This is a genomic window from Streptomyces saintjeani, from assembly GCF_055409605.1.
The window spans coordinates 6,320,549-6,341,681 of record NZ_CP189624.1; the positions used below are offsets into that span (position 1 = coordinate 6,320,549).

The following is a 21,133-nucleotide window of genomic DNA, read 5'->3' on the forward strand; positions in this document are numbered from 1 at the left end:
CCCGGTCCGACTGCACAGGTGTCCTCGGCGTCGTACCCGCGCAGCCCCCGGCAAGGGGCCGCGGTACCTCAGTCCAGGCAGAACTCGTTGCCCTCGATGTCCTGCATGACGATGCACGACTCGTTGAACTCGTCGGCGAGCAGGACGCGTTCGCAGACCGCGCCGAGGGCGATCAGGCGGTCGCGTTCCGCTTCCAGCGCCGCGAGGCGTTCCGCGCCCACCAGGCCCGTGCCCGCGCGGACGTCGAGGTGTACGCGGTTCTTGACGACCTTGCCCTCCGGGACGCGCTGGAAGTACAGGCGGGGCCCGGCGCCCGTGGGGTCCATGGCGACGAAGCTCGCGCCCCGGCGTTCGGGCGGGAGGGTGAGTTCGTAGTCGGCCCAGGTGGCGTAACCCTCAGGCGGGGGCGGTACGACATACCCCAGTACCTCGCACCAGAAGCGGGCGACCCGCTCGGGCTCGTGGCAGTCGAAAGTGACCTGGATTTGTCTGATCGTAGGCATCGGCCGCACCTTAGCAAGGCCGTGAGCTGCACCGGGAACGGTTTTCCACCGCTCACCCCGCCACCCCGTCAGGCCCTCCCTCGGCCCTCTTCTCCGGCTTGGACCAGGGCCACCGGGGCTTCGAGGACCCACCCTTGCCGTCGGGGTCGTACGCGTACTTCCACCCGGTGGGCACCCCCAGCCGCTTGCTGTGCCCCCGGGGCACCCGCCGATAGACGAGCACGGTCGGAGGCCCGCCCGCACTGTCGGGCACGGGGATGCGGTAGGTCTTGGGCGGATGCCCGGTGGGCCCGAGGAGGACGGGAAGGGAACGACCGTCCATGGGCCCACCCTCGAAGGGAGTGTTCTGACTCTTCACGGCACCAGTCTCAAGCACACACGGCCCAGGGGCACGCGCCGCCCTGGCATGCACCCGGCGAAGCCCACTCGCCCCACCTCACCCCCTCTCCGCAACCCCCTCCAGTACCCCCGCCGTCTCCGCGTCCCGCCCCGCCGTCACCGTCAGCACCGCCACGAACTGCTCCACCAGCCAGTCCCGCAACTCCGCCAGAGGCGGCTGCTTCCCCTCGTCCAGCCAGATCAGCGACGCCGCCTCCACCGCCGTGATCCACATCCGCACCGTCATCCGCAGCCGAGGCCCGGGGTCGATGACGTCCAGATGGCGGTAGATGTGCTCGGCGGCGGCCCGCCGCACCTCGTCGACCGTCGCCGTCGTCCGCGACGTCTCCACCACACTCCCGCCCTGCAACAACGCGCTGAACCCGGTGTCATGCCCGTCGACGAACCCGAGATACCGGTCGAGCGCCCGCCCGAGCCGGGCGAGAACCGGCCCCTCCCGGGGCTCGTCGAAGCACTGCTGAAGCTCCTCCGCGGCGGACCGCAGAGCCGCTTCGTACAGTTGCTGCTTCCCACCGGGGAAGTACCGGTAGACGAGCGGCCGTGACACCCCCGCCGCCTCGGCGACGTCGTCGAGGGACACCTCCTCGGGAGCCCGGTGCGCGAAGAGCGTGAGCGCGGAGTCGAGGAGCTGACTGCGCCGCTCCTCGACACTGAGACGACGGTAGGCGGGTACGGCGGGGGGCGGCATGACGTGCAGCGTAACTGTTCGTCCCTCTGAGGTATGAGACGGTGAACCCTCAGGTACGACGGCGAACCCTCAGGCCAGCAGCCCCGAGGACCGCCACAGCCGCCGCCCGACACCCCGCAGTACGCCGATGTCGTCGAGGAACTCGGTCAGCCGCCCGGCGCCCTTCTGCATGACCTCCCGCCGGTGCCCGCTGACCCGCACCTGCTCGACAGCCTCCCGCCGGTCGAGCCCGACGTTGGTGTACACCTCGGGGTTGACGAAGGCGACGGAGAACACCCGCGCGAACTCTCCGGACGTCACACGCGTGAACTCCCGCGACCAGCGCGGAGCGGTGAGCATCTGCCGCCGCAACTCCTCGCGGGCGTACCGCACATGGCGCGCCTCCTCGACGACGTGGATCCGCGTCACCCCCCGGACCAGCGGCTGCACGCGCTCGTCGGGGAACGTGAGGCGCTGCATCCAGTCGAGCACCTCCTCCCCGAGCAGCGTCGCGGTGAACGAACCCGGCGTCGTGGAGATGGTCTTGAAGACCCGCCCGAGGTTGTGGTGCGCGCGGCTCACGGGGTACCAGGGGGTGTCACCCCGGGTGACGAGGCGCGCGAACATCTTGGAGTGCCGGCACTCGTCCTCGATCTCGGTGAGCGCGTACCGCACGTGCGCGCTCGTCGCCGCCTTGTCGTAGATGTGCCGCACCAGCAGCTGCATGAGGATCAGCTCGAACCAGATGCCGAGCGAGGCGAGCGCGGCGGCCTCGTGCCGGGAGAGCAGGATGCGCTGCTCCTCGCTCATCCGCCGCCACATCGGGGTGTCGTACAGGGACACCAGCTCCGGCGGCCAGAACCACTTGCCGTCCTCGAAGGGCGCGTCCCAGTCGAGTTCCTCGTCCGGGTCGAACGAGTGCTTCGCGGAGGAGGCGAGGAGACGTTCGGCCACCTGCTCGCGGTCCTTGAGCAGTCCGAGGGCGTCCCGCAGCCCGTCGACGACGTCGGCGTCGGTCTCTGTGAGGGTCGTCATGGCACTTATGAGACTGCTTGTCAGCAAGGCCGTCAATCCCCCGTGCGGTACTTGTCGGCTACCCGTCTACGCCCCGGGAGGTACGCGTACACCTCCGGTCCGGGCCGTCCCCCAGGTGGAGTACGGTTCTGGCGTGTCCACGCCTCCGCCGCCCCAAGGCCCGTACGGCCCACAGCAGCAGCCCAATCCGTACGGCCAGCCCGCGTACGGGAGTCCTTACGGGCAGCCGCAGCAGACCCCCTACTCAGGTACCCCCTACCCCGGTACTCCGTACGGACAGCAGCCCGGCATGCCCCCCTACGGCCAGCAGCCCTGGGGTGCCCCCGCGATGCCGCCGCCCCCGCGCAGGCGCCGCACCGGTCTCATCCTCGGCATCGTCGGCTCCGTCCTCGTCCTGCTCGTGGTGGCCGTGGTCTCCCTGGTCGTCGTCGGCAGCTCCGACAAGGGGTTCCCCGAGGCCAAGTACCAGCTGACGCTGCCGAAGACGCTGCTCGACGGGAAGTACGCGTTCGCCCAGGACATGTCCGGCACGCTGGGTCGGCAGATCGAGCGCGAGAGCGGCGCCTGGAACGCGCGCGACGTGAAGGCGAAGGTCGGCCAGTACGACGTCGGCGGCGACCAGACCAAGGGCAGCCTGGTCATCTCCGGCATGTACGGACGCTTCAAGGACACCGCCGCCTCCCGCGCCAGCATGATGAAGGGCGTCGGCCAGGCCGACAACGCGACCATCGCCGTCCCGCCCGAGGACTTCGACCTCCCCGGCGCCGACACGACGATCACGTGCGAGGTCGTCGCCCAGGAGCAGCTCGGGACGAAGCTGATGTACCCCGCCTGCGCGTGGGTCGACGGCAACACGGGCGCGACCGTCGCGGAGGTATCGGCGGGGACGGTCCACCAGAAGGCGGAGGACGTCGACCTGGAGGCGGCGGCGAAGACGACGCTCAAGGTCCGCGAGGAGATCCGCCAGCCGCTCTGAGGCCGTGGGCGGGGTGGTACGAGCCTGCGCATCCCCCTACGCCGGTACTAGTACCGGCGCCTCACACCCCGCACCCCAACCCCTCCGGCACCTCCCCCGCCACCGCCTCCTGAGACCCCGCCGGGAACGACGTCCGCAGCGTGAACGCGTACGGCGTGGGCCCGTTGGCCCGCAGGTGCAGCAGCCGCGCCTCCGCCTCGGCGACGGTGGGCCGGTGCCCGGCCGGCACCCACCACAGCGCGGTCATCGCCTCCGCCACCTTCTCGAACCACTCCCGCCTGCGCTGGAGCAACTCCCGGTGCTGCCCTTGGTACATGAACGCGGTCAGCGCGTCCGTGTCCCGCCACACCGACATGTTGACGATCAGCCACGCGTCCCCGAAGACCCGGATCTCGGTCGCGTCCCCGCCCTCCGACTGGAGCCGCCAGACGAACCCCCGCGCCGCGTCGGCGTCCGCGTTGACGGGTTCCAGCCCGTCGACGAAGTCCTTCAACTCCGGTGAGTCCAGCGGGAACTTGAGACGGGAGATGTTCACCTGGGCGAGTTCGTAGGAGGTCATGACCGAACGGTAGGTCGGGAGCCGCGCCGGGGAACACCCCCCGTCTCACGACGTGAGCACGGCCTCCATCACGGCCCGCGCGATCGGCGCCGCGACGTCCCCGCCGCTGATGTCGCCCCGGTCGGCCGACCCGTCCTCGACGACCACGGCGACCGCCACCCGGGGCTCGATGTCCCGCTCACCCCGCGCCCACGACACGAACCAGGCGTACGGCGTACCGGAGTTGCCGACGCCGTGCTGGGCGGTCCCGGTCTTGCCGCCGACGACCGCCCCGGGGATCGCCGCGTTGGTCCCGGTCCCCTCGCGCACGACGTCCTGCATAAGTTCCCGCAGCTGCAAGGCCGTTGAGGGGTCCATGGCCTGACGAGCCGGACGGGAACCGGAAGCCGACACCGTCGCCCCGCCCTTCCGCGTCGTCCGCTCGACCAGGTACGGCGTCCGCACCTGACCCCCGTTCGCGACGGCCGCCGCGACCGTCGCCATCTGGAGCGGCGTGGCCCGCGTGTTGTACTGCCCGATGGACGACAGCGCCAACTGCGCCTGGTCCACGGTCCGGTCGAAGGTGGACGGCGCGACCGCGAACGGGATGCGCACACCGGGGTCGTTGAACCCGAACGCCTCCGCCGTCGCCACCATGTCCCGCACCCCCACCCGCACCCCGAGCTTCGCGAACACGGTGTTGCAGGACCACTCGAAGGCGGCCCGCAGCGGCGCGTCCTCGCACCCCGACCCCTCGTTGGTGAGACTCGTCGTCGTCCCCGGCAGAGTGTAGGGCGCGGGGGAATCGGTCGCCGCGTCAAGGTCCTTGACGATTCCGGCGTCCAACGCGGCAGCCGCAGTCACCACTTTGAAGGTCGACCCCGGCGGATACGTCTGCCGTACCGCCCTGTTGAGCATCGGCTGGTCGGGATCGGCGTTCAGCCGCGCCCAGGCCCGGCGCACGGCGGCCCCGTTCCCGGAGAGCGCGGCGGGGTCGTACGACGGGGTCGACACCAGCGCCAACACCCGCCCCGTGGACGGCTCGACGGCCGCGACCGCGCCCTTCCGGTCGCCGAGACCCTCGTAAGCCGCCCGCTGCGCACGGCGGTTGAGGGTCGTGACGACCTGGCCCCCGGCCGGGCGGGCCCGGGTGACGCCGTCGATGAGGGGGAACGAGGACAACGCCGGGTCGGCGCCGGAGAGTACGGGGTCCGCGCTGTGCTCCAGGAGCGTCGTCCCGTACCGCTGCGAGGAGAACCCCGTCACCGGCGCGTACAACGGGCCGTCCCGGTACGTGCGTTCGTAGCGGAGCTGCTCCCTGGTGTCCCGCGAGCCGGTGACGGGGGAGCCGTCGACGAGGATGTCGCCGCGCGGTTTCGCGTAACGGGCGATGTCCGCACGGCGGTTGGCCGGGTTGTCGTCGTACGCCGGGGACTGGACGACCTGGACGCGGGCCGCGTTGACGAGGAGGGCGAGCAGGAGCAGGCAGGAGAAGACGGCGGCGTGGCGGATGTGGCGGGTCATGCGGAGGTGGTTCTTCACCGGTCCCCTTTTCTCGCCGCGTGGCTCAGCCGGATCAGCAGCGCCACGATCGCCCAGTTGGTGACCACCGAGGAGCCGCCCTGCGCGAGGAACGGCATCGCCATCCCCGTCAGCGGAATCAGCCCGGTCACGCCGCCCGCGATGACGAACACCTGGAGCGCGACGATCGAGGCGAGCCCGACGGCCAGCAGACGGCCGAACGGGTCGCGCAGCGCGAGGCCCGCGCGGTAACCCCGCTCCACCAGCAGGCCGTAGAGGACGAACAGCGCCGACAGGCCCGCGAGCCCCAGCTCCTCGCCGGCCGTCGCGAGGATGAAGTCGGACTTCGCGGCGAAGCCGATCAGGACGGAGTGGCCGAGCCCGAGGCCGGTGCCGAGGACACCGCCCGCCGAGAACGCGAAGAGGGACTGGGCGAGTTGGCCGGGCCCGAGGCCCGCGTCGATCGACGCGAACGGGTGCAGCCAGTCCTCGACGCGGCTGTGCACATGGGGTTCGAGCGCGCTCACGGCGACCGCCCCGAACGCCGCGAGCAGCAGGCCGACGGCGATCCAGCCGGTGCGGCCGGTCGCGACGTACAGCATCACCACGAACAGGCCGAAGAACAACAGCGAGGTGCCCAGGTCGCGTTCGAGGATCAGGACGCCGACACTGATGAGCCAGATCGCGACAATCGGCCCCAGGACACGGCCCGTTGGGAGCTGCACGAACCAGATCCGGCGGCCCGCGTACGCGAGCGCCGTGCGGTTGTCCGCGAGGTACGCCGCGAAGAACACCGCGAGCAGCACCTTCGCGAACTCCCCGGGCTGGATGGAGAATCCGGCGATCCTGATCCAGATCCGGGCGCCGTTGACGGCCGGGAACAGCACCGGCAGCGTCAGCAGCGCGAGGGCGGCGGCGACACCGACGTACGCGTACCGCTTCAGGACCCGGTGGTCGCGCAGCGCCAGGACCACGAAGGTGAAGAGGACAACTCCCGAGGCGGACCAGGCGAGTTGGGCCGGGGCCGCGTGTTCTGTCGGGGTCTCCAGGTCGAGGCGGTGGATGAGGACCAGGCCGATGCCGTTGAGCAGGACGCCGATCGGCAGCAGCAGCGGGTCCGCGTACGGGGCGCGCAGCCGTACCGCGAGGTGCGCGCACAGGGCGAGCGCGCCGAGCCCGGCGCCGTAAGCGGCGGCGCCGGGCGGGATCGCGCCGGTCCGCGCCAGTCCCACGGCGCAGTAGCCCGACACGCAGAGCAGGACGGCGACGACGAGCAGGGAGAGTTCGACGCCACGGCGCCGGGGGAGCCGCTGGGCCGCGTCGGCTGCGGCGATCCCGATACCGGCACTCGTCATGTCCGGAACCTACCCAAATGGTGCTCCTGCTCCTCGTGGGCCCGGTCTTAGCACCAGCGCGGCGCCGGGCCAATGTTGTCGATGTAGCGCGCGGCACCCCAGGCCCAGGTGCCGTCGGTGAGCAGGTACCACAGGGGGTTGCCCTGGATGGACTGGCCCGAGGTCTTGCAGAAGATCGTCACCACCTCACCCTGGGGAGCTACGCGGATGACCGCGCTGCCTCGGTTCGGCGCGCTGCGCAGCACGAGTCCGCCGTTCGCCGTCACGACGCCCTGGTACAGGCGCGGGTTGTCGTGGTGGTGGTGACCACCTTGCCCCCAGGTGTCCCGGGGGCCGCCGCCGTCCCAGTCGTCGTTCGCGGCGGCCGGTACGACGGCGGCGGCGAGCGCGAGGGCGGCGGTGGCACCGGCTATGCCGAGGCGGGTGAGGGTGGAGCGCATGGCGGTTCCTCCGGGAGAGGGGCGGGTCCGGCCCAGGCCGGGTATTAGCGGACTAACGCCACGGTAGGGGTGAAAAGGGGTGGACTGCCTTTCAGGTTGCGCCGGTCGGGGACGGCCCCGACGGCAGCGTCAGCGTCGCGACGGCCCCGCCGGCCGGCGCGTTCCCGAACGCGAGCCGCGCGCCCAGCGCCCCCGCCTGCCCCACCGCGATCGTCAGCCCCAGCCCGTGCCCGCGCGCCCCGCCCTCCGTACGGAACCGCTGGGGCCCGTGCAGCACCAGGTACTCCGGGTAGCCCCCGCCGTGGTCCCGGACCGTCACCACCGGCCCGTCCACCGTCACCACCACCGGCTCCGAACCGTGCTGGTGCGCGTTCGACACGAGGTTGCCGAGCACCCGCTCCAGCCGCCGCCGGTCCGTCTCCACGACCCGGTCCTCGACGACGACGACCTGTGCCGACCCGCCCGACGCCGCCGTGACCCGGCGCGCCAGTGCCCCCAACTCGACCGCACCGACGTCCAGTTGCTCCCTGCCGGTGTCCAGGCGGGAGATCTCCAGGAGGTCCTCGGTGAGCGTCCGCAGCGCGGCGACCCGGTCGCGGACCAGTTCCGTCGGGCGGCCCGGCGGCAGCAGTTCCGCCGCCGCGTGCAGGCCCGTCAGCGGGGTGCGCAGCTCGTGCGCGACGTCCGCCGTGAAGCGCTGCTCGCTCAGCAGCTTGCCCTGGAGCGAGGCCGCCATCCGGTCCAGCGCGGCGGCCACCGCGGCGACCTCGTCCTGCCGCGACTCCTTCGCGAGCGGGTCGTCGACCCGGGCGTCCAGGTCGCCCGCGCTGATCCGGCGCGCGACCTGCGCGGTCGCCTGGAGGCGCCGGGTCACCCTCGCCACCGCCACCGCGCCGACCAGCAGCGTCACGCCGATCGCCAGGCCCGACGACCACAGGATCGCGTTGTCCAACGCCTCGATCGTGCGCGCCTGTTGGCCGTACTCGACGGCCACCGCCAGCGCCTTGCCGCCGGCCGCCGGGCCCGCCGCCCACATCAGCGGGCGGCCCCGGTAGTCCGCGACCATCGTGCCGCGCTCGCCCGCCGCCGCCAGCGCCTTCAGCTCCGTGGGCAGCCCCTCGGGGTCCACGCTCGCGTTCGGCGCCAGCGCGTCGCCCGCCTCGTACGCGTCCGTCGCGTCCGCGAGCTTCGACAGCGCGACGTCCCTCGACTGGCCGACCGTCTGGTTCGTCACCTGGACGTGCACGAGGATGCCGAGCATCGTCGCCAGCGCGCAGCACATCACCGTGATGAACGCCGCGGCCTTGAAGGCGAGGGTGCGGGTCCAGCGGGGGTTGCGGATGAGGCGCGGGGGGCTCATGCGGGGCTCGGGGGGTACGGGTAGTACGGGGCCGGCGACAAGGTCGGGAGGGGAGCCTCGTACACGTCCTCGTCGTACGCCCCGGGTACTACGTACGAGACCCCCGAGTCCGCCCCCGTCGCCGACGGCAGTGGCTGTGGGGTCGCGGAGGGCATGCCGTGCCGCTTTCCGCTCGGCTCGCGTCTGCCGTCCGTGCGGAGCATCTCGTCGTGGGTCAGGAGCATCGCCTTCTGCTCCGCGTCCCAGGTCCACTGGAGGCGGTACTCGTAGTCCGCGAGGTCCGAGGGGGAACGGATGATCACCGACCGCCCGGCCAGCTCCACCGCACTGACCGCGTCCTCCCAGGCCATCACCTGCACGAGGCGGTGCGACTCGACGGTGTAGACGCGTACGGCGGTGAGGTCACCGGGGCTCAGCCGGAACCCGAGCGTGAGGTCGGGCTTCCCGTCGCCGGTGAGGTCCCGGTAGTAGGGCTGTAGTACGGGGCACTCGCCCTTGCCGGCCGTCCCGCACGCGCTCATCAGCCGGTTGGTATCACGGTAGGGGGCCTTCGCTCCCGCGTAGTCGCTCGGGTCGGACGCGATCTCCGCCCGTACGACCGTGACCGGGTTCACCCGGCGGATGTCGTCCCCCGGCACGGTGACCCCCTGGACCACGTGGGTCTCCGCCTCGTCCAGGTCCCATGCCGGGCTCGACGCGGGCTTGATCTGCGGCCACAGCCGCTCCGGACTGTTCGCCGTCGCGGTCGGCCCCGCCCCACGCAGCCCACCGGCATCACCGCACCCCACCGCCGCCGCCCCCACCAGGGCGACGACGAGCACGAGACGAAGACGCCGGGCGAGACTCAAGGGACTCCTGCATGCCGCACTGAACACTGATCCCGTTCACCTTATTCGTGCGGAAGTCCTTTTTGCGTACTGGACTGGACCAAGGGTTGGGCAAGAGGGGATGGGGGCACGGTGGGACGGGGCATACGCGAAGAGGCCGGCGAGCATGCGACTGCGTCGCGGGGCGTCGCCCGGACGGCCGAGGGGCGCGGCGGCCTGCCCGGCTCGGCTCGGCTCGTCAACCTGTGAGGCCACGACCGTCGCCCGTCGAGCGGAGCACGACAACCTCGGCGGGTTCGGAGCGAGGGGGCCCGATGCGACGCGACGGGAGGGGGTGGCCGGGGCGAGAGGCGCCGATGCCGAGGTCGCCGTCCGGGCCCGACGTGGCTGTGGGGAACGTGGTGGAGCGTGCTCAGTCCTTCACTCCGCAGCGCCGGGCGAGGGCCTTGAGGCGTTCCAACTCCCGTTTCGCCGCGTTGACATGGGCGAGGTCGAGGGCCATCTCCGCCCGTGCGGTGATGTGGATGACGTCGTCGCGGATCGCCGTGTCGAGACCGGGGGTGTCACGGAACCGGCGTCCCAGCACCCGCAGCGGGAGTCCGACGTGGTCGAGTCGGTCCCGCAGGGGGAGGGGGAGGATCTCCGGGAGCAAGTCCTTCGCGTAGTCGCGGACTTGCCGGTCCTCCTCGTCGGCGCGAGGGGGAGTGGGGGCCCATGTCAGGCCGCCCTCGCGGGCCCTGTCGTGCATCTCCGCGAACTGTCTTCGGGCCCAGGTGAATTCGCCGTCCTCGGTGTCCTCCAGGGCGGACTCCAGCAGGGAGTCGAGGACCTCGCGGACGTGCGGATCGTCTCCGGTCGAGGCCGCGAGGTACCCCGACCACACGTCGTACGCCTTCCTCGACTCGGCGTCCTGGAACACCTCGTACACGTCTGTCAAACCCCCGCCTTCCGATGACCGAAACCGTTCGGCTCACGATAGGAGGGGCGGCGGGAGGACGCCCGGTAATTTCCGAGGGGGTCGACCCTCGGCGGAAAGCTCATGCCGAAACGATTGCTCAGTTCTTCACTCGGTCAGTTCCTCCAGTAATCGGGCGGTCGACAAGCCCGCTTGCAGGTACTCGACGAACAGTTCGTTGTGCAGGGCCCACGGCGAGCGGTGGGTGCGGATCAGGCGGATCGCCTCCTCCGCGCCGTAGCCCCGGCGTTCCAGCGCGTGGGCGACGACCAGGCCGGAGCGGTTGTAGCCGTGGTAGCACCGCACCAGTACCCGGCGCCCCTCGTCCAGGGCCTCGCTCGCCGCTCGGGCCAGGCGGATGACACCGGCCAGCTGGGTGCCGTCCAGAGGGCCGTCGGGGATGTCCCAGATGTGGTGTTCGACGCCCGTGTCGGGGCCGTAACCCGGTAATCGCAGCAGCGTCTGCACCAGGTCGAACTGATCGCGTACGACGGCCCGTTCCACATGCCCGGAACGGCCCCGGAACTCGTGTCCGCCCATCCACAGCCCGGGCACGATCTCGTTCCACGGACTGTCGGGGGCGGGTACATCGGGCTGCTTCCTGCGGGTCCGCAACAACGCCTCCCCAACGCGCGCTCGCTTGGAGTACCTCGGAGGTATGAGGCCGACCGGCACATGGAGTGCGGTCGGTCTCGCGGGACGTGTGCATAGGGATCTGCCACTGGCCTGCCCAACTCACGCCAAAGGTAACCGCCTTCTTGCCCCTGGCGTACCGGTCCTGTTCCCATGGTCCCTGGGGTGATGGCGCATGACCGCACTGCGCGTCGTACCGGCCTGGCGTCACGGCCAGGAGCGGCTCTACGTCTGTCTGGCCGACGGAAGGAACATCGCCTGGTACGACCGTGAGGCCGCCAGGGTCAACCTGCTGAGTGACGACCGTAGAACTGAGGTACTGGATGCGCTGGCCCCCTTCCTCACCGGCCCGGTGACGGTCGGCCCGCCCCCTGTCCCCACCCCCGCCGAACTGGCCCTCCTCGCCCTCCACCCCGACGACGACCTCGCCCCCAACCGTCCCGGCGAGGCCCTGCTGATCGCCCTCGACCGGACCCCGTCGGCCGGGTCACGCCTGCGTCCCGACCCCCGCCGCCGGGCCCTCGCCGCCGAGCAGGCGGTCGGCGAAGCGCTCGACGCCCTCGACGGCGCCGGCTGGCACACCCTCCACTCGGTCCCCCTGCCCGGCGGCGACCGCCTCCACCACCTCGCGATCGGCCCCGGCGGGCTGTACGCCGTGCACTCCCTGTACGCCCGCAAGCAGCGCGTCCTCGTCGCCGACCCGCACGTCACCCTGGGCCGCCGCGACGCCCAGCCCCTCCTGCGCCGGGTCCGCGCGGACGCCGCGCGGGCGTCGTACGCCCTGACCGCGGAGGTACGCCCCGTACTCGCCCTCGTCGGCGCGACCGAGATCCGGGTCACGGCTCCCCTGCGGGAGGTACGGGTACTACGGGACGACGCGTTGCCCGAGCTGGGGCGGCAGGGCGGGGTGCTGAAGCCGGCGGATGTGGAGGCGCTGCACGCGATGGCCCGGGACCGGGGGACGTGGGGGAGGGTATGAGGGACCTGAGGGGTACGGCTTGGGTAGGGGATACCTGGGAGGTACCTCTCCGGTAGGGGGTACTCGGGAGGTACCTCTCCGGAGCTACCCCTGAGGTACGACCCCCGCCCGCCCCGCCTCGAACAGCGGTGCCAGCAGGTCCCCGTACTCCGCCACCCTCCGTACGACGTCCCCCGCGCGGAACGCGAGATCGTCCCGGCACTGAGCCACCTCCTCCCAGCTCACCGGCGTGGAGGCCGTCGCCTCCGGGCGGGCGCGGAGGGTGTAGGGGGCGGCCGTCGTCTTGCGGGCCGCGTTCTGGCTCCAGTCGACGAAGACCTTGCCGGGGCGCAGGGCGCGGGTCATGCGGTAGACGGCGAGGCCGGGGAGGGCGGCCTCGGCCTCGACGGCGAGCTGCCGGGCGTACGTACTCACCTGATCGGGGGACGCGTCGCGGACCGGCGCGAGGAGGTGCAGGCCCTTCGCGCCGGACGTCTTCGCGTACGCCTCGATGCCGTCCGCCGCGAGCCGTTCCCGTAGCCACAGGGCGACCCGGCAGCACTCGGCGACGCCCGCCGGCGCGCCCGGGTCGAGGTCGAGGACGAGGCGGTCGGCGCGGTCGGGGCTGCCGGTCGTCCACTGGTGCGTATGGAACTCGGCGACCAGGTTCGCCGCCCAGATCAGGCTCGGCAGATCCTGGACGACGACCATCCGCGCGGTTCCGTCCGACCGTGCGACCTGCGCTTTCGTGACCCACTCGGGGGTGCCCGGCGGGACGTTCTTGGTGAAGAAGACCTGGCCCGCCGCGCCGTCCGGGTAGCGCAGGAACGAGACGGCGCGGTCCCGCAGGTGCGGCAGCAGGACGTCCGCGATCGTCGCGTAGTAGTGCAGCACCTCGCCCTTCGTGAACCCGTCCGCCGGGTACAGCACCTTCTCCAGATTGCCGATCGCGAGCCGCCGCCCGGCCACGGAGGTGATAGGCGTCATACGATAAGAATCACGCATAACGGTGCTTAGTGGGACGGAAAGGATGCCAACCGTGCGATCCATATGGAACGGCGCCATCTCCTTCGGCCTGGTCAGCATCCCCATCAAGCTCGTCAACGCCACCGAGAGCCACTCCGTCTCCTTCCGGCAGATCCACGCCGAGGACGGGGGCCGGATCCGGTACCGCAAGGTCTGCGAGCTGGAGGACCGCGAGGTCGCCACCGCCGAGATCGGGAAGGGGTACGAGGAGGCCGACGGCACGATCGTCCCCATCACCGACGACGACCTCGCCCACCTGCCGCTTCCCACCGCCCGCACGATCGAGATCGTCGCCTTCGTCCCGGCCGACCGGATCGATCCCCTTCAGATGGACACGGCGTACTACCTCGCCGCGTCCGGCGTGCCCGCCGCGAAGCCGTACACGTTGCTGCGGGAGGCGCTCAAGCGCAGCAACAAGGTCGCCGTCGCCAAGTACGCGCTCCGGGGGCGCGAACGTCTCGGCATGCTCCGGGTCGTCGGGGACGCCATCGCCATGCACGGGCTGCTGTGGCCGGACGAGGTCCGCGTGCCCGAAGGTGTCGCGCCCGAGACGGAAGTCACCATCCGCAAAGAGGAGTTGGACCTCGCGGACGTTCTGATGGACACGCTGGGGGAGGTCGACCTCGATGACCTCCACGACGAGTACCGCGAGGCGCTGGAGCAGTTGATCGCCGTCAAGTCCTCCGGTGAGCCCCCGACCGAGACCCCTGCAACTCCCGCTTCCGCCAAGGTCCTTGACCTCATGGCGGCGCTGGAGAAGAGCGTGAACGCGGCGAAGGCGTCGCGGGGGGAGGGCGCGGAGGCGGACGCGGAGGTCAAGCAACTCCCGGCCCGCAAGAAGGCGGTGGCGAAGAAGGCGGCGCCGAAGAAGAGAACACCCGCGAAGAAGACGACCGCCCGGAAACGGACGGCGTGATCACATCACGGACGACCGCCCTCCGCACCGGAAACTTTCTTACGCCCCCACCCGAGGCACCCCCACCGGACCAGGACTCCCACTCCCAGCGAGACGATCACGGCACCCCAGTCGATGACGTGCGGCAGCCCCGGAAAGAACGCGAAGAAAGCCAGCCCGACCACAACTCCCGCAACGAACCCGCCCACTCCGACCCGCCGCAACCAGACATCCTGCCGCTCGCTCACAACACCCCTCATTTCGTGACGTGATGACACTGACTCACCCGCCGCACCCCACCGACATACAGATGCGCGCACGCCCTGCCGTAACGCGGCAGCGTCTGAGGGGAGTTGTTCCGCATCGGGTCAATTTTGCACTCACTGTGCGTCACGCCCCGTGATGTCCGATAAACCTTGTTGTTCGTGTCGGAGTACGTGAAGTCGATCCGCCAGTTACAGAACCCACTGCTGAGCGCCCCGACGAACGCACAGTCCACCCCGGCGTTCTGATACGTGATCTTCCGCCCGCTCCCCTTGATCGCATGCGTGAACATGCACCCCGTCGGCACCTTCACGGTCATCCCGCCCACGCTGTACTCGAAGGTCCGCACAGGCGTCGTCCCCACGGCTGTGGCATGGGCCGACCCTGGCAGGCCCAAGGCGAGTACACCCCCTGCGGCAAGCCCTGCGACAACCCGTACGACACGTTCCCCGACCACGACACCCTCCCGTCGAATATTCCGCTCGCATTTACCGAGCGGCTGTCCGGGACAACCGGCACAGATCGAAAGCGGTTACAGGAACGGCCGCGAAGTCACCGCACCGAGCGAGCGCGGACCACGAACCGCACGCCCCCGGGCGGGAGTTCACCGCCCCGCAGGGGCCGGCCACCCCGCCCGTCGCGCTGTCGCGGCCACGAAGGGGACCGAGGGCTGGCTTCGCCGGGCAGCTAGGTGTCCAGGGTGGGGTCAGCTCAGGTGAGTGATGAAGCTGCGCCAGGCGCCGGAGGTGAAGACGACCACAGGGCCGGTGGAGTGCTTGCTGTCGCGGACCGGGACGAGGGTGGGGAGGTGGTTGGCGACCTCGACGCAGTTCCCTTGCCCGCCGCTGTAACTGCTGGCACGCCATACGGCATCCGCGAGGGCGGGACGTATCGGGTGGTCCTGGGTCATGCTCTGTACTCCTTGGCGATGCGGCGGATCAGGGTGAGCGATTCCGTCGGCGGCAGTGCTGTGGTCCGGGCATCGTCGAAGAGGGCGCGGTAGTACGCGACTTCCGGTTCTTGCTCCATCCAGATGTTGCCGGTCGGGGTTTCCGTCAACACGAGGTCCAATGACGCGACTTGGGGAAAGCTCAGCAGCAGGTACGGGCCGAACATACCTGAGTGCGCGCCACGCGAGAACGGCAGCACCTGGACGGTGATGTTGGGCCGCTCCGCCATGGCGGCGAGGTGTTCCAGCTGGGCGTGCATCACCGTGGGGCCGCCTACGTGCTGGCGGAGGACCCCTTCCGCCAACACGACCCAGAGCGCCATGGGGTTCTCGTCGGTCAGCCGTCGCTGCCGGGCGAGCCGCACCTGGACGAACTGATCGACTTCGTCGGCTGTCTTCCAGGCCCTTGAGGCCACCGTTACCGCTCGGCCGTACTCGGCGGTCTGGAGGAGGCCCGGGATCAGTTGCGCCTCGTACGACCGGATGCTGTCGCAGATGGCCTCCAACTCGATCTGATCGCGGTACGAGTCGCCCAGGACGGAGCTGTACTGGTGCCACCAGCCCTCGCGTCGACGCCGGTTGGCTCGCTGGGCCAGGGCGGTGAGGCGGTCGCGAACCTCCGGGTCCTCGATTCGGTACGCGTGCATGAGGGCGGTCAGGTCAGGCGTACGGACGGGGACGTGTCCGTTCTCCATCCGGCTGATCTTCCCCTTGGTGCAGTCGAGCAACTCCGCAGCTCCCGCCATGGATACGCCTGCGGCCTCGCGGCACTTGCGGAGTTCGTCGCCGAGCTGACGCCCGAGCACGGTGGACGGTTTCACAGTGGGCATGTGCGACTCCTACCAGAGGTCAGGGCTGTCGGGTGCGCCGTTTACTCGGAAGAGTGAAACGAAATCGAAAGGCTCTATGCAACGTTGCGCCAGTTTATATGCTGCGCCATGACGAACCATCGGCTACCGACCCTCAGGGGGCGTCATGGCAGAAACCTCGGACCCGAACGACGTCAGCTTCCGCATGTCCCGCACCCTCCGCACCGTCCCGAGATCCCGAGCCGCCCTCCACGCCGTGCTCAGCGACTGGCGCATCAGTCAAGACGTCCTGGAAACAGCCGAGTTGGTGCTCTCCGAGCTGGTCACCAACGCACTGCGCGTGAAGGTTCCCTGGGACCGGCAGGTCGGCGTGCGGATCGTGCGGATGTCGGGGGACGGGCTACTGCGGCTGGAGGTCAGTGACGCCGGCTCGGGACGGCCCGAGGTTCGGCAGCCCGGTGACGAAGAGACCTGCGGGCGCGGGCTGTTGCTCGTGGAGGCGTTGGCCCACAGGTGGGGAGTCGCCGAGCGGGAAGGCGGTATCGGCAAGACCGTCTGGGCCGAGCTGAAGGCCCCGGACCTTGTGGCCGAGCCCGAGGGGAGGGAGGTCGCGGCGGTCACGGTGCGGGCCGGTCAGTACGTACGGGTGTGGGGGACGTGGCACACCGTCCGTACCGTGCGTACGGAACCGTTCGCCACCGGCGGACTCGCCGTCGTACTGGGACTGGACGACGGCCCGGCACTGCGCGTGCGCGCGGGCGAGCCGTTCATGGTCCGGGACGGTGGCGTGCCTTCCGCACGGGAGGGGGAGGACAAGCGGCGGGAGTGCTGACAGACGCCGACGGCCAGAGTGCTTCCCGGGGCCACCCAGGTGATCTCTGGAAACTCTCCGCCCCGGCCGCTCCCGTACAGTGAAAACCACGTCGCGTGAGCGTTGCGACGCTCTTCACGGAGTCCAGCCAGGCAACGAGAGGTGCACTGTGAGTACCCCAGCTCATCACCCCATTCCCGTGCGCCGTGGACACCTGCGCGAGGCCGCGGAGAGTATCGAGCAAGCCACGGGCATGAGAGTTGAGATCATCGGAGGAACACTCTTGATGTCCCCGAGCCCGAGCGGTAAACACGCCGGGATCATCATCGACCTGCGTGACGCCATTCGCCCCGGGCTCCCGGCCTCGTACGAAGCGTTCGAGAACGTGTCCGTGCCGATGCCCGGCGATCCGGACGACTACGCGACCCCCGACCTGACCATCGGGCCACGCGCCTTCCGGGACGACGACGGCTGGCTCCTGGACGCCGACGCGGTCGAACTCGCCGTAGAAGTCATCTCTCCGAACGAACGGCTGAAGGGGATCAACGAGAAGACCGCGTGGTACGCGGCGGCGGGCGTTCCCCTGCTGCTCCAGATCGACCCCCGGACGGGGACGTGGTCGCTCTTCGGCCGGCCCGGGGAGGGCCAGTACCGGAGCGTGGTTCACGGAAAGTACGGGGAGGAAGTGCCGCTGCCCGCCGCACTCGGTGGCGACCTGTCCACGATCGGCCTCAGCTTGTACGGGACGCGGCCGAAGAGTTGACCCCGGCCGCCCCGAAGGACGGCCGGGCCCGGCGTCACCCCAGCGCCTTCACCGTCCGCCAGTCCAGCGGCTGCACCACCTTCACCGGCGCGTTCGTGTTCGTCTGCGACGGGTAGTACACCTTCACCTGCCCGTCCGCCCCGAACCGAGCCCAGATATCCGGCACCCCGTCCTTGTTGACGTCGGGGATGCCCAGGGCCGTCGAGACGTTGGCCTCGGTCCAGCTCGTCCCGTACGCCACGTCGCCGTTCAGGGAAGCCGCCGCTGTTTTCAGGGAGTCCAGCGCGACACTTCCCGCCACCGACCCCGGTTTGCCGTGGCGGACGTACATGTTGCCGTTGTCGAGGTTGCGCCAGAGCAGGTCGGGGACGTCGTCCGCGTTGATGTCCGCGATGTTGACGATGTCGCGGCGGGCCCAGGCGTCGGCGTTCATCAGGGTCGCCGTCTGGAACTTGCCGCCGGTGTAGCCGGAGAGGACCCAGTACGTGAGACCGGAGCGCAGAGTGAGATCCGGCAGCCCGTCACCCGTGATGTCGCCGACGGCCTTGAGCTGGATCCAGGTGGAGGGGGCGGGGGCGTTGGAGGGCAGGAAGACCTTGAGGCGCTTGCCCACGTCGAAGCTGCCGTAGCCGTCCCCGGGGTAGAGCCAGAAGCCCCCGTCGGGGGTGACCGCGAAGAGGTCGGTGACGCCGTCGCCGGGGTACGCGTCCGCGTAGTGGCTGATCAGCGCCGCCTTCCCGGTCGACGCGTTGTACCAGTGCCCGGCGGGGTTCAGCGTCCCGTCCGACGTGTACGCCGCGTCCAGGCACTCGTTCAGCTCGCCCCCCTCGTCGCCCACGCAGTTGATCAGCTTCCCGTCCGCGTCCACGACGAGCAGGTCGGGAAGGGTGTCGCCGGTGGTGTCGCCGGGAGCGTCGCCGATGTCGCGGGGCGGGAGGTAGAAGGTGTAGTTCGTCGTCTTGCTGGGGTTGCCGACGGAGTCGTACGCGATGACGTTGAGGGTGTTGGGCCCCGCGTGCTTCGGCGTCAGGTCGGGAACCGTCGACACGCCCGCCGTGGGAGCCGGCGCGTCCTTCCAGTTCAGGCCGTCCACCGCGTAACGGAACTTCGCCGCGCCGGACGACGTGAACGTCACCGCGCCCGGCTTGCCGAACTTCACCGTCGCCCAGGTCGCCCCGTCGTCGGTGGCCGCGAGGAACACCTCGCTGTCCACGTCTGGCGGCGGCGGAGCCGAACCGTCCACGGTGAGGGTGCAGTTGCCACTGGCCGGGTAGTACGCGGAGCGCCCGTCGCCGGAGTCCTCCGCGCGGACGTTCCAGTAGTAGACGCCCTTGTCGACGAGCGAGCTGGACGGGATCGTCAGCGTCGCCTTGCCGGCCGACAGGCTCGTCACGAGCGTGCCCGCCGGCACCGCCGCGTCCTTCTTCCAGAACCGGAACCGCAGCCCCGCCAGGTTGCCGTCGGGGTCGGTGGACTTGGCGGACAGGACGACGTTCGTCTTGCCGATCGTCCGGCCCGCCGCAGCGGTGCTGCACGTGCCGCCGGGCGCGCTGGACACGCTCGACGGGACGGCCGGGTCACGGTTGTAGGTGACGTTCATCTCCGCGGACGTCGCCTTGAACTTCCGCCACGTCTGTGTGTCGCTCTCGCTGGTCGCCCGCATCCCGAAGGTGATGTTGGACCAGCCCTTGTCGGCACCCGTCTGCGCGGCCGACCGGACGTTGAACTCCTCATAGTCGTCAGGGCAGTCCGCCGACGACCAGCCGTGCGCGAACGACTTCCGCTGGATCTCGTCCGACCAGCTCGGCTGCTTGTTCCACGTCGTCCCCGACGAGATCGACCCCGTCAGCCAGAACTGGAACTCCCGCTTCGTGCACGACCAGGAGTGGTTGTTCAGCACCGTGAACGTCGCCTTGCTGACCGACGCGCCCTTCAGCGAGGTGCTGTAGTTCATCCGCCAGAACGAACGCGCCGTCCCGTTCGTGTCGTTCTCCCGCCCGACCCGCGCGTCCGAGGTCCCCGAGCTGAAGTTGGTGCCGTTCCAGAAGCTGGAGTTCGGGTACGGCTTGTACGCCACCGTCCAGGCCAGCCACCCCGAGTTGAGCGGCGGGTCGACGAAGAGCGGGAAGCGTACGGCGGGGTCGTCGAGCAACCCGGTTTCAAGAACGCGGAGTTCGAGCCGGGCGTCCCGCGTCCCGTCCCCGGCCAGCCGCACCGGCGTCGGAGCCTGCCGGGCCCCCGGCTCGATCCCGCTCAGCCCCGACAGTTTCAGGACATCGGCGGGGGACGCCACGGACGTACGAGCGACCTCGCCGGCCGGCAATTCGGGGTCACGCCCGCCGGAGTCCCACGCGAACGGCGTCGGGATCGACCCGACTTCGCGGCGCGAGGGGTCCAGCACGAGGACTCGGCCCGCGCCGGCGTCGTAACGGAACGAAGCGGTGGGCGACTTCAAGCCGTACGACACGGTCGCGAGCGACGCGGCCGACGTACGGTCCTTCACGATCAGGAGCTGCGCGAGGCCGCCCTCCTCGCGGGCGACCAGCAACAGGTCGACGCCGGGCAGGACTTCGGAGTACAGCGCACGCGGCCCGTCGAGCACGGGCTCGGGCAGCGCGCCCGGCCAGGTGTAGGTGACGGTATGCCCGCCGAGGACGGTCTCGGCGAGGAAGGAATCGACGCCGGTCAGCGGCTGACGTGCGTACGACCGGTCAGCCCGCGAACTCCCCGCCGCAGAGCCCGCAGAGCCCGCAGAGCCCGCAGAGAACCGCACCGGCACCACCGGATTGACCGGCCGTACCCCGTCCCCGACCACCCGCAGCCGGTTGTCGACAGCAGCCCACTTCCCCTGCGCATTCCGCGCCCGCACAGGCAACGCGTTGATCCGCGTCCGCAACCCCCCACCCGGCTGAGCCCACGTCATCTCCGTGGCAGTGGTCGCCGTATCGACGACGACCTCCTTCCCGGTCCGCCGGGCCTCGGCCGCGGCGGCGTTCTCGTCGCGCGGCCCGGTGCCGACGGGACGTGCGTCAACAGGCGTACGGGCAGCGGGAGTCGACGGCTCCGACCCCTGCCACCAGGGCAGCAGTGCGGCGGTCAGCGCGGCCAGCACCAGGCCGAGGGTGAGGGTGAGCCGGGTGCGCGTGCGCACGAAGGGGCTGAGAAAGCGGGGCGGCGCGGACACAGCGGTCTACTCCCGTGTGATCCAGGCGGACATGGGCGCGCACACGATCACACGGTTCTCATGGATCGTCCACATATGAAGATTTTATAAAGCTGTGATGAAGGCTTGAAAGGACCCTTACCGCGCTCTTACGTGCCAGCCGTGCGCCGATCTGGCTGGAAATCTCCTGTGACGGACATCTCAAGGGGACCCCATCCGTCCACTTCGACCGGCTTGATCCCTGTGCGGTTCATGTCAGAAGGTGCCGAGCACATCTGTTGTTGCA

The 21,133-nt window shown here is 70.3% G+C and carries 23 protein-coding genes; 5 read left to right on the forward strand and 18 right to left on the reverse strand.

Annotation, left to right across the window (positions count from 1 at the left end):
- Positions 1–68: 68 nt before the first annotated feature.
- The 4 genes from ACQCO7_RS28975 to ACQCO7_RS28990 form a co-directional block, all read right to left on the reverse strand.
- Complete coding sequence (locus ACQCO7_RS28975) at positions 69–503, reverse strand: VOC family protein (RefSeq protein WP_464074557.1); 435 nt, start codon at positions 501–503, stop codon at positions 69–71.
- Between the two features lie 52 nt (positions 504–555).
- The gene (locus ACQCO7_RS28980) at positions 556–861 is read right to left on the reverse strand and encodes a hypothetical protein (protein ID WP_464074558.1); all 306 of its coding nucleotides are present in this window, start codon (positions 859–861) and stop codon (positions 556–558) included.
- 78 nt (positions 862–939) lie between these two features.
- Positions 940–1,590 carry a TetR/AcrR family transcriptional regulator gene (locus ACQCO7_RS28985; protein ID WP_464074559.1) on the reverse strand — a complete coding sequence of 217 codons (651 nt, stop codon included), beginning with the start codon at positions 1,588–1,590 and terminating at the stop codon, positions 940–942.
- A gap of 69 nt (positions 1,591–1,659) precedes the next feature.
- Positions 1,660–2,604, reverse strand: a complete 945-nt coding sequence (locus tag ACQCO7_RS28990) for an AurF N-oxygenase family protein (RefSeq protein ID WP_464074560.1) — start codon at positions 2,602–2,604, stop codon at positions 1,660–1,662.
- A gap of 133 nt (positions 2,605–2,737) precedes the next feature.
- Here ACQCO7_RS28990 and ACQCO7_RS28995 point away from each other — a divergent pair, with 133 nt between their 5' ends.
- Positions 2,738–3,580: a hypothetical protein gene (locus tag ACQCO7_RS28995; RefSeq protein WP_464074561.1), complete on the forward strand. Its 843-nt coding sequence runs from the start codon at positions 2,738–2,740 to the stop codon at positions 3,578–3,580.
- A gap of 61 nt (positions 3,581–3,641) precedes the next feature.
- On the opposite strand, the gene ACQCO7_RS29000 is transcribed toward ACQCO7_RS28995, so the two are convergent.
- The 8 genes from ACQCO7_RS29000 to ACQCO7_RS29035 form a co-directional block, all read right to left on the reverse strand.
- Positions 3,642–4,139 carry a DUF3291 domain-containing protein gene (locus ACQCO7_RS29000; RefSeq protein WP_464074562.1) on the reverse strand — a complete coding sequence of 166 codons (498 nt, stop codon included), beginning with the start codon at positions 4,137–4,139 and terminating at the stop codon, positions 3,642–3,644.
- Positions 4,140–4,184: 45 nt separating this feature from the next.
- On the reverse strand, positions 4,185–5,642 hold the full coding sequence (locus ACQCO7_RS29005) for a peptidoglycan D,D-transpeptidase FtsI family protein (protein WP_464074563.1): 1,458 nt from the start codon (positions 5,640–5,642) through the stop codon (positions 4,185–4,187).
- Between the two features lie 14 nt (positions 5,643–5,656).
- On the reverse strand, positions 5,657–6,994 hold the full coding sequence (locus ACQCO7_RS29010; protein WP_464074564.1) for an FtsW/RodA/SpoVE family cell cycle protein: 1,338 nt from the start codon (positions 6,992–6,994) through the stop codon (positions 5,657–5,659).
- Between the two features lie 47 nt (positions 6,995–7,041).
- Positions 7,042–7,434: an SH3 domain-containing protein gene (locus ACQCO7_RS29015; RefSeq protein ID WP_464074565.1), complete on the reverse strand. Its 393-nt coding sequence runs from the start codon at positions 7,432–7,434 to the stop codon at positions 7,042–7,044.
- A 91-nt stretch (positions 7,435–7,525) separates the two neighbouring features.
- Positions 7,526–8,794 carry an ATP-binding protein gene (locus tag ACQCO7_RS29020; protein WP_464074566.1) on the reverse strand — a complete coding sequence of 423 codons (1,269 nt, stop codon included), beginning with the start codon at positions 8,792–8,794 and terminating at the stop codon, positions 7,526–7,528.
- Positions 8,791–9,642 (reverse strand): hypothetical protein, encoded by an 852-nt coding sequence (locus tag ACQCO7_RS29025; RefSeq protein ID WP_464074567.1) that lies wholly within the window; start codon positions 9,640–9,642, stop codon positions 8,791–8,793. Before ACQCO7_RS29025 ends, ACQCO7_RS29020 begins: the two co-directional genes overlap by 4 nt.
- Positions 9,643–10,033: 391 nt before the next feature.
- Positions 10,034–10,549 (reverse strand): hypothetical protein, encoded by a 516-nt coding sequence (locus ACQCO7_RS29030; protein WP_464077317.1) that lies wholly within the window; start codon positions 10,547–10,549, stop codon positions 10,034–10,036.
- Between the two features lie 135 nt (positions 10,550–10,684).
- The gene (locus ACQCO7_RS29035; RefSeq protein ID WP_464074568.1) at positions 10,685–11,191 is read right to left on the reverse strand and encodes a protein-tyrosine phosphatase family protein; all 507 of its coding nucleotides are present in this window, start codon (positions 11,189–11,191) and stop codon (positions 10,685–10,687) included.
- Between the two features lie 193 nt (positions 11,192–11,384).
- On the opposite strand from ACQCO7_RS29035, the gene ACQCO7_RS29040 reads away from it, so the two are divergent.
- Positions 11,385–12,188, forward strand: a complete 804-nt coding sequence (locus ACQCO7_RS29040) for a nuclease-related domain-containing protein (protein ID WP_464074569.1) — start codon at positions 11,385–11,387, stop codon at positions 12,186–12,188.
- 84 nt (positions 12,189–12,272) lie between these two features.
- Here ACQCO7_RS29040 and ligD read toward each other — a convergent pair whose 3' ends face one another.
- Positions 12,273–13,154: a non-homologous end-joining DNA ligase gene (ligD, locus tag ACQCO7_RS29045; protein ID WP_464074570.1), complete on the reverse strand. Its 882-nt coding sequence runs from the start codon at positions 13,152–13,154 to the stop codon at positions 12,273–12,275.
- 52 nt (positions 13,155–13,206) lie between these two features.
- Here ligD and ku point away from each other — a divergent pair, with 52 nt between their 5' ends.
- On the forward strand, positions 13,207–14,109 hold the full coding sequence (gene ku, locus ACQCO7_RS29050; RefSeq protein WP_464074571.1) for a non-homologous end joining protein Ku: 903 nt from the start codon (positions 13,207–13,209) through the stop codon (positions 14,107–14,109).
- A 5-nt stretch (positions 14,110–14,114) separates the two neighbouring features.
- Here ku and ACQCO7_RS29055 read toward each other — a convergent pair whose 3' ends face one another.
- From ACQCO7_RS29055 to ACQCO7_RS29070, 4 genes are all read right to left on the reverse strand, one after another.
- Positions 14,115–14,336 carry a hypothetical protein gene (locus ACQCO7_RS29055; protein ID WP_464074572.1) on the reverse strand — a complete coding sequence of 74 codons (222 nt, stop codon included), beginning with the start codon at positions 14,334–14,336 and terminating at the stop codon, positions 14,115–14,117.
- An 8-nt stretch (positions 14,337–14,344) separates the two neighbouring features.
- Positions 14,345–14,671: a hypothetical protein gene (locus ACQCO7_RS29060; protein ID WP_464074573.1), complete on the reverse strand. Its 327-nt coding sequence runs from the start codon at positions 14,669–14,671 to the stop codon at positions 14,345–14,347.
- A 387-nt stretch (positions 14,672–15,058) separates the two neighbouring features.
- Complete coding sequence (locus ACQCO7_RS29065) at positions 15,059–15,262, reverse strand: DUF397 domain-containing protein (protein ID WP_464074574.1); 204 nt, start codon at positions 15,260–15,262, stop codon at positions 15,059–15,061.
- Complete coding sequence (locus ACQCO7_RS29070; protein ID WP_464074575.1) at positions 15,259–16,131, reverse strand: helix-turn-helix domain-containing protein; 873 nt, start codon at positions 16,129–16,131, stop codon at positions 15,259–15,261. The genes ACQCO7_RS29065 and ACQCO7_RS29070 overlap by 4 nt, the downstream gene beginning before the upstream one ends.
- A 145-nt stretch (positions 16,132–16,276) precedes the next feature.
- On the opposite strand from ACQCO7_RS29070, the gene ACQCO7_RS29075 reads away from it, so the two are divergent.
- Positions 16,277–16,942: an ATP-binding protein gene (locus tag ACQCO7_RS29075; RefSeq protein ID WP_464074576.1), complete on the forward strand. Its 666-nt coding sequence runs from the start codon at positions 16,277–16,279 to the stop codon at positions 16,940–16,942.
- 178 nt (positions 16,943–17,120) lie between these two features.
- Positions 17,121–17,684, forward strand: coding sequence for a Uma2 family endonuclease (locus ACQCO7_RS29080; protein WP_464074577.1), 564 nt, complete (start codon positions 17,121–17,123; stop codon positions 17,682–17,684).
- 34 nt (positions 17,685–17,718) lie between these two features.
- Here the strand turns inward: ACQCO7_RS29080 and ACQCO7_RS29085 are convergent, their stop codons facing one another.
- Positions 17,719–20,868 (reverse strand): DNRLRE domain-containing protein, encoded by a 3,150-nt coding sequence (locus ACQCO7_RS29085; RefSeq protein ID WP_464074578.1) that lies wholly within the window; start codon positions 20,866–20,868, stop codon positions 17,719–17,721.
- Between the last annotated feature and the right edge of the window lie 265 nt (positions 20,869–21,133).